Origin of the sequence: Prescottella sp. D32 (genome assembly GCF_037287305.1) — a bacterium.
GTDB lineage: Bacteria > Actinomycetota > Actinomycetes > Mycobacteriales > Mycobacteriaceae > Prescottella > Prescottella equi.
The window spans coordinates 424,003-436,387 of sequence record NZ_JARBSW010000001.1 but is presented as its reverse complement, the minus strand read 5'-3'; the positions used below and the strand labels follow the sequence as shown (position 1 = coordinate 436,387).

Genomic DNA, 12,385 nt, shown 5'->3' with positions numbered 1-12,385 from the left:
CCGGTCAGCCCTCGGTGGCGGTGTCCTCCTCGATCTCGTCGAGCAGGCGGGACGCCCGGGTGACGGCGTCGTGGGCCGACCGGCCCTCGCCCTGCACCGCCCCCACCACGAGACGGCCGGCGGCGCCGACCCGCGCGGCGAACAGGAACACCCCGCCCGCCTCGTCGGTCGTACCGGTCTTGAGGCCCACCACTCCCGGACGGCCGAGCAGCGAGTTGGTGTTGAAGACCACCCCCACCCCCGACAGCGTCGCGTGGTCGCGCGCGACGATCTCGGCGATCACCGGATTTCGCACGGCCGCCGCCGCGAGCAGGGTCAGGTCCTGCACGGTGCTGGTCGTCGACGAGGAGAAGCCGCTCGCGTCGGTACCCACCGTCGTCGACGTCATGCCGAGCGAACGGACCAGCTGCGTTGCCGCCGTCCGGTATTCGGCGAGCGATCCGAATGCCCACACCGCGAGGGTGTCGGCCAGGTTGTTCGCCGACGGCAACAGCATGCCGACGAGCATCTCGTACTCCGACAACTGCTGTCCGGCTCCCACCGCGACCGCCGAGCCGCCCCGGTCGGCGTAGTCGCGGTAGAGATCGGCGTCGGCCTCGGTCATGGTCAGCGTCGGCCCGTCCTCGCCCGGCGCGAGCGGCTTCCTCTCCAGCACGGCCAGCGCCGTGATGACCTTCGCGGTGCTCGCGGTGGGCCGCGGCCGCGATTGCCGCGCCCCTCCGACACGCATCTCCGCGACCGCGTCGTCCACGAAGGTGTACGCGGTCGCGGCGCCGGGCCGCGCCAGGCCGACAGGCCCGCCGGATCCCGGTCGCGACATCACGTCGACGAACCACAGCGCGGCGCCCACCAGCAGGATCACGACCGCGATCGGGAGGGCGATACCTCTACGAAGGATGTGCATGGCGTCCACCGTCGCCGCCGAGTTTCCGGATCCTGCGGGTGTTTCGTCACCGTTCTGCTACAAGGTGTGGCGACGATTGTCCCGGGGCCCGGGGTCGGGAGGATGGGCGTCATGACTGCGGTGTTGCTGATCGAGGACGACGACAACCTGCGCGACGCGCTGAGCCTCGCGCTGCACCGCTACGGACACGTGGTGACGGTGGCGGCCAGCGGGGAGGCCGGACTGGCGGCGCTCGCCGACGGCGCGCCCGACATCGTCGTGCTGGACGTGATGCTGCCGGGCGTCGACGGGTTCGAGGTGTGCCGGCGGATCCGGGCCCGCAGCGGTGTCCCCGTCATCATGCTCACCGCACGCGGTGAGGACGTCGACGTCGTCTCGGGACTCGAGACCGGCGCCGACGACTACGTCGTCAAGCCGGTGCAACCGCGGATCCTCGACGCTCGTATCAAGGCGGTGCTGCGCCGAACCCCGACCGCGCCCACCGTGGACGGCCGCGAGGTGCACGACGACCTCGTGATCGATCGCGACGCCCTGACCCTCACCGAGGGCGCTCGGCGGCCCGAACTCACCCGCACCGAATGGCAACTGCTGCTGGCGCTGTCGGAGCGCCCCGGCCAGGTGCTCTCCCGCGAGCAACTGCTCGAGAAGGTGTGGGGCTTCGACCACCTCGGCGGCTCGCGTCTGGTCGACGCCTGTGTGCAGCGACTGCGCGCGAAGATCGAGAAGGAACCGTCGAATCCCCGCTACGTGCAGACGGTGCGCGGATTCGGCTACCGGTTCGGTCCCGTCGCATGAGGATTCGGCGCCCAGGGCTTCAGGCCCGGCTCACGGCGCTCGTCGCGGTGATCGCGCTGGTCGCGGCGGTAGCGACCTCCGCCGCGGTGTACCTGCAGGCGCGTGCCAACATCTTCTCGACCGCGCAGGACCAGATCCTGAACAGCTTCGCCGACACCCTCGACTCCGCGGTGCCCTGGATCGGAGAGCGTCCGACCCGACGAGAGCTGTCCGAGTTCAGCGGCCTCGGGGACGGGAGCGTGGCCTGGTCCGGCACCGTCCGCACCGACACGTGGCCCCTCGGCGTCCCTTCCCCACCAGCGGAACTACTGGCCCGCCTCGAGCAGTCGGAGCTACCGGTGTTCCAGCGCGTCGACAACGACGGCGCACCACTGTTCTACGTCGGTGGCCGCGTCGGGGATCCCGAGTTGCCCCTGGGCCGGCCGACGTTCGTCGCCGCCGTGTTCGGCCTGGGCGAGGCCCAGGCGCAGATCGATTCACTCGAACGCCGTGCGGCGGCGGTCGCGATCGTCGTCTCGGCGCTCGCCGCGTTGACCGGGCTGTGGACCGCGCGCCGACTCGTGCTGCCGCTGCGTCGACTCAACGCCGCCGCTGCGGCGCTCGTCCCGGGACGTCCCCGCCAGGAACTCACCGCCGGCGCCAGCCACGAACTGTCCGAGCTGGTCGCGACTTTCAACCGGTCCGCGGCCGAACTCGACCGCACCGTTGCCGATCTCGCTGCGAAGGAGGCCGACGCGCGACGTTTCGTCGCCGACGTCTTCCACGAGCTCCGCACGCCGCTCGCTGCGCTGGTCGCGGTCGCCGAGGTCCTCGAAGAGGACGCCGACTCGATGGCGCCGGACACCGCGCGTGCGGCCCGCATCGTCAGTCGGGGCACCGAGCGGCTGTCCCGCCTCACCGAGGACGTCATCGAGATCTCCCGGTTCGACAACGGACGGGCCGATCTCGTCCTCGAACCGCACGACCTCGTCGAGGTCGTGCGGGAGTCGTTGGCCACCCGTGGTTTCGGATCGCGCGCCCGGCTCGGGGCGGACGGAGCCGTCCCGTGCCGAGTGGACCGGCGCCGCATCGACATCGTCGTCGGGAACCTCGTGGCGAACGCCTTCGCGCACGGTCGGCCGCCGGTGACGGTGGCGGTGCGCACCGACGGCGACGACGCGGTGATCACCGTGACCGACCACGGCGCTCCGATCCCCGCGGAGGTTCGGGCGCACCTGTTCGAACGCTTCTACAAGGCCGACGAATCCCGCGGCCGCACCGACGGCAGCGGGATCGGCCTCGCCCTCGCCGAGGAGAACGTGACGCTGCACGGCGGAACCATCTCCGTGACATCGGGTTCCACGGGAAACACGTTCACGGTGCGGCTGCCCCGGGGGAACGGGCGGCAGGCGCTGGAACGACCTGCGTGCCGGGTCGGGGAGCGCACGGACACCGAATAGGCAGACACACCGTGGTTAGTTTTCTCGCCGCAAACGTTCGCACCGCCGCCTCGCCGTAGGCGTCCCGCTTGGCCAACCACTCGTCGTCGGACCGTCCCACCGGTCTCGATTCCGGGTAAATCTGCAGGAAGACTCGATACGGGGAGACCCGCATCCCGGACCGCTCGCAGCTCTCCACCCGGTTGGAGAAACAGGGTGTGGTGCACGCCACAAATGTGGGTTAGGGTAACGGCCGTTAGCCTGCGTCGTCGGCGGGTCGAAAAGAAGAAGGATGGTATTGCCGTGCAGTCATCGCTCGTCTCCCTGACGCCCATGGAGAGAGTCCGCATCGGGACCCCGGTGGCCGAGGCCGCCGCCCAGGAAGCGGATCTGCTGGGCGCGAAGCGTGTGTTCGTCGTGTGCAGCGGCACACTCAACTCGCAGACCGACGAGATCGCCCGCGTGAGAGAGGCACTGGGCGCTCGGTTCGTGGGACTGTTCGACGCGGTTCGGCCCCACGTGCCACGCGAGGACGTCATCGCCGCGACCCTGGCCGCCTCCGAGGTCGACCCCGACATGCTGTTGTGCGTGGGCGGCGGGTCGGCGACGGACCTGGCGAAGATCCTGGCCGTGACTCTGGAACACGGCGTTCGCGAGGTCTCCCAGATGGACGCCTATCACCTGCAGGTCAATCCGGACACCTCGGTGACGGCTCCCAGCTTCACGGCGCCGAGGATTCCGGTGGTGGTGGCACCCACGACCCTCGCCGGTGGCGAGTTCAACGCACTGGCCGGGTCGACGGACGAGAAGAGCAATGTCAAGGAGGGGTATCTGCATCCGGCGATGACCCCGAAGGCCGTGATCCTCGATCCGGCGCTCGCACGGCACACGCCGGAATGGCTGTGGCTCTCGACCGGGGTGCGCGCGCTCGATCACGCCTTCGAGACGCTCGGCTCCCTCGAGTCGAACGGGTACTACGACGGAATGGCGATGAATGCCATCCGGCTGCTCTCCGAAGGACTCGTCCGAGTGAAGGAGGACGCCGACGACGTGGAGGCCCGCCAGATGTGCCAGGTCGGTGCGTGGTCGTCGATGGTCGCGATCGTCGCGGGACTGGACATGGGTGTGAGCCATGCCGTCGGGCACGCCCTCGGTGGTTCGTTCGACGTGCCCCACGGCTACACCTCGTGCGTCATGGCGCCTTTCGCGCTCGAGTACAACCGTGAGGTCAACGAGCATCGCCAAGCGCTGATCAGCGCCTCGCTGGGCGCGCCGCAGACGCCCGCACACGAGTTGGCGGACACGCTCATCCGGCAACTCGGCATGCCGCGGTCGTTGGGTGAGGTGGGGTTGACCGAGAACGATCTCCACAGTCTGGCGACGTACACGTTCAAGGACATCTGGTGCGGGACCAACCCGAACCCCATCGCGGATCCGGACGCCCTGGTCCCCCTTCTACGGCGAGCACTCTGATCCGAGACGTGAATGCAGTCGGTCTCCCTCCGCGCGATGCGAAGGGAGACCGACTGCTTCGGAGGACATGGACCGGGGCCGCCGACCGGCCCGACCTCTCTACTGTCCGGGGCGGTGGCGCAGGATTCCGCCGACGATGTAATCCACGTAGGTGGTCACCAGCGCGTCGATGTCGTGATCGTCCCGGAGCCACCAGCTCACCCCGTTCATGAGGTCCAGCACGGCAACGGCCGCGCGGGCCGGGTCGTCGTTGTCGAACTCCCCGGCGCGAACCCCGGCGGCGATCACGTCACGCACACGTCGCTGGTAGTACTTGCGGTACTCGAGCACCCGTTCGCGGTGCTCCTCGGTGAGCGCAGACAGCTCTCGCAGGCTCACCAGGTGCTCGACCCGGTTGACCGCCAGGTGCCGCAGATGGACATCGATCAGCGCCGTGAGCCGCTCGGCCGGCGTTCCGGACTCTTCGAGGACCAGGAGATGTTCCTCGACAGGGACCTGGGTCATCTTGAGCGCGATCGCATAGAGGATCTCCTCTTTCGAGGTGAAGTGGTTGTACAGGCTCGCACCCTTGATCCCCACCGAATCGGCGATGCCCCGCATCCCGGCGGAGTGATACCCCTGCTCGGCGAAGTACTCGGCCGCGGCGGCCAGGATGGCGTCGCGTCGACTGGGAAGACCCACGAGTCCGGATCGACCGGATGCGGGCGTCGCACTGCCGTCGGGTTCGGTGTTCAGCGTTTCATTCCTTTGCATACATCCGGCGCAGTTCTCTCTTGAGCAGCTTGCCTTGGGCGTCCGTGGGCAGCTCGTCCACGATCATGATCGCCTTGGGGACCTTATAACCGGCGAGCTCGGTCTTGCAGTGATCTCGGAGCTCCTGGACGGAGAGGTCGCTGCCGTCGACTGCGACGACGAAGCCCGTGACCGCCTCGGACCAGTAGGGATCCGGAAGTCCCACGACGGCGGCCCGCGCCACCCCGGGATGCGTCTGCAGTACGCGCTCGACCTCCTGGGAGGATACGTTGTAGCCGCCCGTCTTGATCATATCCTTGCTGCGATCGAGGAAGAACATGTTGCCGTCGGCGTCGCGGCGCACGATGTCGCCCGTGCGGACCCACCCGCCGTCGAGCACCGCGGCCGTCTTCTCGGGATCCTTGTAGTAGCCCAGCATCACCGACGGTGTGCGGCAGAGTAGTTCGCCGCTCTCGGCCTCGTTCCCGTCGGCATCGACCACCTTGACCTCGAGGTGTCCGACCGGCTTGCCGATCCAGGTCGGATCCTGATCGGGAATGTCCTCGAGCCGCTTGAACCAGCCGACGGAACCCAGCTGCGTCAGCTCGGACTGACCCCAGTAGGTGCCCCACACCGACGCGGGTGCCGCGTCGTGCCAGGCATCCACCGTCCGCGGTGACACCTGGCCTCCGTAGGTCAGGCAGCGTTGGATGGTGCCCACGGTTTCGGGACCGAACCGTGGGTGTTCCGCGAGCGAGATGAAGAACGTCGGCGTCTGTGCCAGCACCGTGATCTGCTCCGTCTCGATCATCTGCAACGCGTCGGCCGGCGCGAGGCTCGCCGGAAGCACCAGGGTCGCACCGAGGAGCAGAAGCGATGTCAGGGAACCGATCCCGGCGATCGTGTGGAACGGCATAACGTACAGCCAGACGTCGTCGTCCAGGCACCTGAGCCCCCATGTGTAGGCGGGCGCAGTCGAGACCAGGTAATTGCGGTGGGGCAGCATGACGCCCTTCGGCGCCGCCTCGGTGCCGCTGGTGTACACGATCATGGCGAGGTCGTGCTCGTCCACGTCGCAATCCGGCTCGGTGGCCGGCGAGGACTCGAGGAGGTGCTCGAAACGGTGGCCACCGGTGTCGCGTCCGCCGTCGAGGACCACGACTTCGGGACGAGTCGTCAGGCCCGCCAGCGCCTCTTCGACGACCGGCAGGAACTCGGCGGCCACGACGACGGCCGCGGGCTCGAGATGCGCGAGCTGCTGGGACACTTCGCCGGGCCCGAAGAGGACATTGATCCCGGAGTACGCCGCCCCGATCTTGAGGGCACCGTAGTAGGCGATCACCGACTCCACCCGGTTGCGGGCCATCACCGCAACGCGGTCACCGCGGGAGACCCCCAGCCCGAGGAACATGTGGGCGGCTCGGTTGGCCCCCCTGTCGAGCGCCGCGTAGGTGGTCACCGTGCGTCGACCGTCGGAACGGTACGACACGATCGCAGTCTTGGACGGCCGGCTCTGCGCGTGGCGGCGGAGCTGGTCGCCCAGGGTCGCCCGACCCAGAGGTGATGCCTGGATCTGCGTGAGGGTTCGACCTTCGGCCATTGCGCTCACGGTGTTCATGCTGCCTCGCAGACGTCGACACCGGCAGCAGCAGGGACAGTCCGGGGCCGCCCCGCGCCGGCCTCACGGCACAGTCTCGGCCACCGCCGCAGATCGGTCGCCCACGCTTCGACACGTACCGACAGGTCCATGGTTCCTCACTTCCAAGACTTACCATCGTTAGTATGATGTGGCTCATACTCGCATCGGCGTCGCCCGTGGTCAAGCCTTGATTGCGGAGGTAGTGAACGGTTCGACCTTCAAGGTTTGCGAACAAACTAACTCGTGTTAGCCTCCGTCGCATGGCTAACTTCACTGACCCCGACCGCCTCCGTTCGGCGGTGCGACAGGGAAACGTTCCGACCATGCTCGCGGTGTTGCTGGAGTTGACCGCCGACGAGCGCTGGACGGGCCCCCGTTACCGACCCACCCGCAGCCGAGGCATGGACGACAACGCGACGGGAGGGCTTCCCGACGACGTCCAGTCCGAGATCCGGAGTGCACTGGTGGACGCCGTCGAACATTGGTGGGCGCTGGGCCGGCCCCCGCGGCGACGGTTGGACGACGCGGAGGTCGAACGGATTCTCGACCTCACCTGCGGTGAGACGGTGCCGTCGGATTTCGCGCCCATGATGGCGGAGATTGTCAACGGTCCACGGCCGGAACCCGTTACGAGCACGCCGGACGACCGCCTGCACGCGATCGTGATCGGAGCGGGCATCGCGGGGATGCTCGCCTCGGTCGAGCTGACCCGCGCCGGAATCCCCCACGTGATCGTGGAGAAGAACGACGAGGTGGGCGGTTCGTGGTGGGAGAACCGCTACCCGGGTGCCGGGGTCGACACACCGAGCCACCTCTACTCGATCTCGTCGTTCCCGCACAACTGGTCGACCCACTTCGGCAAGCGTGACGAGGTGCAGAACTATCTCGAGGACTTCGCCGCGGCGCACGACATCCGGCGGCATGTCCGTTTCCGGCACGAGGTGACGCGTGCCGAGTTCGACGAGTCGCGACAGTGCTGGCGCGTCACGGTGCGCCGGCCCGACGAGAGCTCGGAGCTCTGGGAGGCGCCGATCCTGATCAGCGCTGTCGGCCTGCTCAACCGTCCGAAGGTCCCCAACCTGCCGGGGATGGAGAGTTTCGGTGGGCGTCTCTTCCACTCCGCGGAGTGGCCCAGCGAGCTCGACGATCCGGAGGCGCTGCTGGGTAAGAAGGTGGGCATCGTCGGGTCGGGCGCCAGTGCCATGCAGATCGGGCCGGCCATTGCGGACCGTGTCGGATCGCTGACGATCTTCCAGCGTTCGCCGCAGTGGATCGCGCCGAACGACGACTACTTCGCGACCATCCCCGAGGACGTGCACTGGCTCATGGACCACGTGCCCGGCTATCGCGAGTGGTATCGGGCACGTCTGTCGTGGATCTTCAACGACAAGGTGTACCCGTCCCTCCAGGTGGATCCGGACTGGCCCGAGCCGAACGCCTCGATCAACGCGACCAACCACGGTCATCGCAAGTTCTACGAGCGCTACCTACGCGATCAGCTGGGTGACCGCACCGATCTGATCGCGGCCTCCCTGCCGGACTATCCCCCCTTCGGCAAGCGGATGCTGCTGGACAACGGCTGGTTCGCGATGCTGCGCAAACCCGACGTCACCCTCGTTCCGTTCGGTGTCGACGCCGTGACCCCCTCCGGCCTGATCGATTCGAACGGCGTCGAGCACGAGCTGGACGTCATCGTGATGGCGACGGGCTTCCACAGCGTGCGTGTTCTCCACCCGATGGAGATCGTCGGTCGCTCGGGTCGGTCCACCAAGGAGATCTGGGGTGAGCACGACGCCCGCGCCTATCTCGGCATCACCGTCCCGGACTTCCCCAACTTCTTCATCATGACCGGGCCGAACACCGGCCTCGGCCACGGAGGGAGCTTCATCACGATCCTGGAATGCCAGATCCGTTACATCATGGACGCTCTCGCGCTGATGCGGTCGGAGGGGCTCGGTGCACTCGAGTGCCGGACCGAGGTGAACGATCGCTACAACGAGGCAGTCGATCGTCGGCACGCACGCATGGTGTGGACACACCCCGCGATGGAGAACTGGTACCGCAATCCGGACGGCCGCGTCGTATCGGTACTGCCCTGGCGTATCAACGACTACTGGGCAATGACCAACAAGGTCGACCCTGCGGACTTCCGAACCGAACCCGCCCGTGCCGCAGCGGTTCCGGCCCCGGCCGGGCAGGGATGACGATGCCGCAGAGGACGGCCGCGCACGGCCACGACGGGCCGCTGGCGGGGGTCCGGGTGGTCGAGATGGAGGCCATCGGTCCGCTACTGCACGCGGGGCTGATGTTGGCGGACCTGGGCGCCGACATCGTGCGCGTCGTCCGGCCGTCGTCGAAAGCCTCCGACGACGGGATCGACGACGCCGATGCGGGGATGCTCCGGGGACGGACCGTGGTCACCGCGGACCTCACCAGCGACCGCGGCCGGCGCCGAGTGCGCAGCCTGATCGGCAGCGCCGACGTCCTGATGGAGGGTTCCCGGCCCGGCACGATGGAGAAGCTGGGCCTCGGCCCGGACGTCTGCCTGCAGGACAATCCGGGACTGGTCTACGGCCGGATGACGGGCTGGGGGCAGGAGGGCCCGCTGGCCCGGGAGGCCGGCCACGACGTGAATTATCTTGCGCTGTCGGGCGCGCTCGAACCGCTCGGCCCCGCGACCGGGCCACCGTCGCCGCCACTGAACTACGTCGCGAACTTCGGTGGGGGATCGATGTTCCTGCTCGTCGGCATCCTCGCCGCTCTGTGGGAGAGAACCCGGACCGGCCGGGGCCAGGTGGTGGATGCGGCCATGATCGACGGCGCCAGCTCGGTGACCGCGCTCGTCCGATCGTGGCAGCATGCCGGCCGTTGGTCGCCCGACCGAGGCACCAATCTCCTCGACGGATCGGCGCCCTTCTACCGCGCCTACGAGTGCGCCGACCACGGGTTCATGGCCGTGGGCGCCCTCGAGGATGTGTACTACGACCGATTCGTGCGCGGCCTCGGACTCGACCCGGCCGCACTACCCGACCGGTGGGACCGCTCGAACTGGAACGAGCTGGCGGAACGGTTCGACGGGATCTTCGCCTCTCGGGCGCGCAGCGACTGGACGGCGGCCTTCGAAGGAGCGAACGCCTGTGTCACACCGGTACTTTCACTGCAGGAGGCCACCCTTCACAGCCACGCAACCCACCGCGCGGCATTCACCGACACCGCCGGCTTCATGATGCCGGCGCCTGCCCCACGGCTGGGCTCGACGCGCGGTGCGGCGCCGCCGCCGCGCACCGAGGATCTGGATGTGGCACTGGCTCGATGGGATGGGCACGGCATGCGTTCGAACTCACCGGACAACGAATCGACAGGAGCATCATGAGCTTTCGCAGCCCCTATCCCGCAGTCCCGATCCCGAACCGGAGCGTCCACGACGTCCTGTTCGGTTCCATCGCGGATACCGACCTCGATCGTCCGGCTCTGATCGACGGCGCGTCCGGGACCGTCACCGACTACCGGACCTTGATCGGGCGGATCGACGCCGTGGCCGGCGCCCTCGCGGCCCGTGGCGTGGGGGTCGGTGACGTCGTCGCCCTCCTCTCACCGAACTCGCCCGACTTCGCGGCCGTGTTCCACGGCATCCTCCGGGCCGGTGCCACCGCCACGACTGTCAACGCGCTCTACACCGCGGCGGACATCCGCGGACAGCTCGCGGACTCGAAGGCGCAGTGGCTGTTCACGGTCTCGGCGCTGCTTCCTCAGGCAACGGAGGCAGCCGCCGCCGTCGGCCTTCCCGCCGATCGTCTGGTCGTGATCGACGGTGCGCCGGGACACCCATCCCTGAGCGACCTGCTCGCCGAGGACGTGCCCGCTCCCGACGTGTCGTTCGACCCCGCCACGCATCTGGCGGTGTTGCCGTATTCCTCGGGGACCACCGGCCGACCCAAGGGCGTAATGCTCACCCACCGCAACCTCGTGGCCAACGTGCTCCAGATCGAGGCGCCGATCGAGATCACCCCGAACGACCGGATTCTCGCGGTTCTGCCGTTCTTCCACATCTACGGAATGACCGTGCTGCTCAACGCCGCCCTGTACAACCGGGCGTCACTGGTGACGATGCCCAAGTTCGAGCTACCGGAGTTCTTGCGAATCGTCGCGGAGCAGCGCTGCACCTACGTGTTCGTCGCCCCGCCGGTCGCCGTGGCACTGGCGAAACATCCGCTCGTGGAAGAGTTCGACCTCTCCAGCGTGCACACCGTGTTCTCCGGCGCGGCGCCGCTGGACCGGGCGCTCGGCGAGGCGGTGAGCGCCCGGCTCCACTGCAAGGTCCGCCAGGGTTACGGCATGTCCGAGATGAGCCCGGTCAGCCACGTGATCCCGTTCGACGGGGACGACGTTCCGCTCGACTCGGTGGGACCGACACTCGCCGGCATGGAGTGCAAGCTCGTCGACCCGAACACCGGGGAGGAAGTCGACTACCCCATCGGAGAGGGCAACTCCGAACCCGGCGAACTGTGGTGCAAGGGACCCAACGTCATGCTCGGCTACCTCGGCAACCCGCAGGCCACCGCCGACGCGCTCGACGCGGACGGCTACCTGCACACCGGAGACATCGCGACCGTCGACGCAGCCGGCAACGTCACGATCGTCGACCGCTTGAAGGAACTGATCAAGTACAAGGGCTACCAGGTGCCACCCGCCGAACTCGAGGCACTCCTGCTGACCCACCCGCAGATCGCCGACGCGGCCGTCGTCGGGGTCCTCGACGCCGACGGCGAGGAGGTGCCCAAGGCGTTCGTCGTTCGCCAGCCGGGTGCCGCGCTCACCGAGGAGGCGGTGATCGACTTCGTCGCTCGACGTGTCTCGCCGCACAAGAAGGTGCGGCAGGTGGAGTTCATCGAGATCGTCCCGAAGTCGGCCTCCGGCAAGATCCTGCGCCGAAACCTGCGTGCGACCACGTCCTGACCCACCGCTGGACGTGACTCGGGCCCGCGCGTGCGGTCTCGACAGACCTGGCGGCGTCAGCTGCCCACGAACGCCGCGAGCGACCCGAGGTCGAGCAGCACGGCCGATCCGCTGCAGGACAGCCCGAACGTCGCGGAGGAGACGGGCGCCGACCACTCCGAACCGAGTCCGGTGTCCAGCGACGCCGACGACGCCGATCCGGTCGCGGTGCAGTCCTGCGGCTCGGACGTCGACACATCCGTCGGTGGCGTCGCCGGTGTGTCGGCGGGCGCGCCCCATGCCGGTGCCGCGAGGGCCGCCATCGCCGCGAGGGCGCACGCAGGCGCCGCGAACCGTCCCACGACCGAAGCTCGTCTACCGATCCCCACGGGCACTCCTCGTCCAACGGTCGGATGTGATGCGGCGGGACGCGGCGGGCACTGCGCCGCCGCACGCCCGCCGGCACCGGCATCATCCCGTGTCCGCCGC

General features: G+C 68.5%; 10 protein-coding genes. 6 read left to right on the top strand and 4 right to left on the bottom strand.

Going from position 1 to position 12,385, the window contains the following annotated elements; genetic code table 11:
- Nucleotides 1-4 precede the first annotated feature (4 nt).
- The gene (locus PSS76_RS01995; RefSeq protein ID WP_069855608.1) at nucleotides 5-904 is read right to left on the bottom strand and encodes a D-alanyl-D-alanine carboxypeptidase family protein; all 900 of its coding nucleotides are present in this window, start codon (nucleotides 902-904) and stop codon (nucleotides 5-7) included.
- A gap of 102 nt (nucleotides 905-1,006) precedes the next feature.
- On the opposite strand from PSS76_RS01995, the gene PSS76_RS01990 reads away from it, so the two are divergent.
- The 3 genes from PSS76_RS01990 to PSS76_RS01980 all read left to right on the top strand — a co-directional run bounded on the left by PSS76_RS01990 (nucleotide 1,007) and on the right by PSS76_RS01980 (nucleotide 4,590).
- The gene (locus tag PSS76_RS01990) at nucleotides 1,007-1,699 is read left to right on the top strand and encodes a response regulator (RefSeq protein ID WP_337455797.1); all 693 of its coding nucleotides are present in this window, start codon (nucleotides 1,007-1,009) and stop codon (nucleotides 1,697-1,699) included.
- Complete coding sequence (locus PSS76_RS01985) at nucleotides 1,696-3,138, top strand: sensor histidine kinase (protein ID WP_306255702.1); 1,443 nt, start codon at nucleotides 1,696-1,698, stop codon at nucleotides 3,136-3,138. Before PSS76_RS01990 ends, PSS76_RS01985 begins: the two co-directional genes overlap by 4 nt.
- A gap of 282 nt (nucleotides 3,139-3,420) precedes the next feature.
- Complete coding sequence (locus tag PSS76_RS01980; protein WP_064059424.1) at nucleotides 3,421-4,590, top strand: iron-containing alcohol dehydrogenase; 1,170 nt, start codon at nucleotides 3,421-3,423, stop codon at nucleotides 4,588-4,590.
- 99 nt (nucleotides 4,591-4,689) lie between these two features.
- On the opposite strand, the gene PSS76_RS01975 is transcribed toward PSS76_RS01980, so the two are convergent.
- Nucleotides 4,690-5,343, bottom strand: a complete 654-nt coding sequence (locus tag PSS76_RS01975; protein WP_005516912.1) for a TetR/AcrR family transcriptional regulator — start codon at nucleotides 5,341-5,343, stop codon at nucleotides 4,690-4,692.
- Nucleotides 5,330-6,940, bottom strand: a complete 1,611-nt coding sequence (locus tag PSS76_RS01970) for a class I adenylate-forming enzyme family protein (protein ID WP_084847079.1) — start codon at nucleotides 6,938-6,940, stop codon at nucleotides 5,330-5,332. Before PSS76_RS01970 ends, PSS76_RS01975 begins: the two co-directional genes overlap by 14 nt.
- A gap of 344 nt (nucleotides 6,941-7,284) precedes the next feature.
- On the opposite strand from PSS76_RS01970, the gene PSS76_RS01965 reads away from it, so the two are divergent.
- The 3 genes from PSS76_RS01965 to PSS76_RS01955 are packed head-to-tail and all read left to right on the top strand — an operon-like array spanning nucleotide 7,285 to nucleotide 11,917.
- The gene (locus tag PSS76_RS01965; RefSeq protein ID WP_069855415.1) at nucleotides 7,285-9,165 is read left to right on the top strand and encodes a flavin-containing monooxygenase; all 1,881 of its coding nucleotides are present in this window, start codon (nucleotides 7,285-7,287) and stop codon (nucleotides 9,163-9,165) included.
- A complete protein-coding gene (locus tag PSS76_RS01960; RefSeq protein WP_205317011.1) occupies nucleotides 9,162-10,334 on the top strand; it encodes a CaiB/BaiF CoA transferase family protein in 1,173 nt (390 codons plus the stop codon). Before PSS76_RS01965 ends, PSS76_RS01960 begins: the two co-directional genes overlap by 4 nt.
- The gene (locus PSS76_RS01955; protein WP_081183986.1) at nucleotides 10,331-11,917 is read left to right on the top strand and encodes an AMP-binding protein; all 1,587 of its coding nucleotides are present in this window, start codon (nucleotides 10,331-10,333) and stop codon (nucleotides 11,915-11,917) included. The genes PSS76_RS01960 and PSS76_RS01955 overlap by 4 nt, the downstream gene beginning before the upstream one ends.
- A 56-nt stretch (nucleotides 11,918-11,973) precedes the next feature.
- Here the strand turns inward: PSS76_RS01955 and PSS76_RS01950 are convergent, their stop codons facing one another.
- On the bottom strand, nucleotides 11,974-12,285 hold the full coding sequence (locus PSS76_RS01950) for a hypothetical protein (RefSeq protein WP_081206269.1): 312 nt from the start codon (nucleotides 12,283-12,285) through the stop codon (nucleotides 11,974-11,976).
- Between the last annotated feature and the right edge of the window lie 100 nt (nucleotides 12,286-12,385).

Excerpts from the sequence above, each read along its gene's own strand:
- PSS76_RS01995 (WP_069855608.1), bottom strand. The coding sequence starts at position 904 with ATGCACATCCTTCGTAGAGGTATCGCCCTCCCGATCGCGGTCGTGATC.
- PSS76_RS01990 (WP_337455797.1), top strand. The coding sequence starts at position 1,007 with ATGGGCGTCATGACTGCGGTGTTGCTGATCGAGGACGACGACAACCTG.
- PSS76_RS01985 (WP_306255702.1), top strand. The coding sequence starts at position 1,696 with ATGAGGATTCGGCGCCCAGGGCTTCAGGCCCGGCTCACGGCGCTCGTC.
- PSS76_RS01975 (WP_005516912.1), bottom strand. The coding sequence starts at position 5,343 with ATGCAAAGGAATGAAACGCTGAACACCGAACCCGACGGCAGTGCGACG.
- PSS76_RS01970 (WP_084847079.1), bottom strand. The coding sequence starts at position 6,940 with ATGAACACCGTGAGCGCAATGGCCGAAGGTCGAACCCTCACGCAGATC.
- PSS76_RS01965 (WP_069855415.1), top strand. The coding sequence starts at position 7,285 with ATGCTCGCGGTGTTGCTGGAGTTGACCGCCGACGAGCGCTGGACGGGC.
- PSS76_RS01960 (WP_205317011.1), top strand. The coding sequence starts at position 9,162 with ATGACGATGCCGCAGAGGACGGCCGCGCACGGCCACGACGGGCCGCTG.
- PSS76_RS01955 (WP_081183986.1), top strand. The coding sequence starts at position 10,331 with ATGAGCTTTCGCAGCCCCTATCCCGCAGTCCCGATCCCGAACCGGAGC.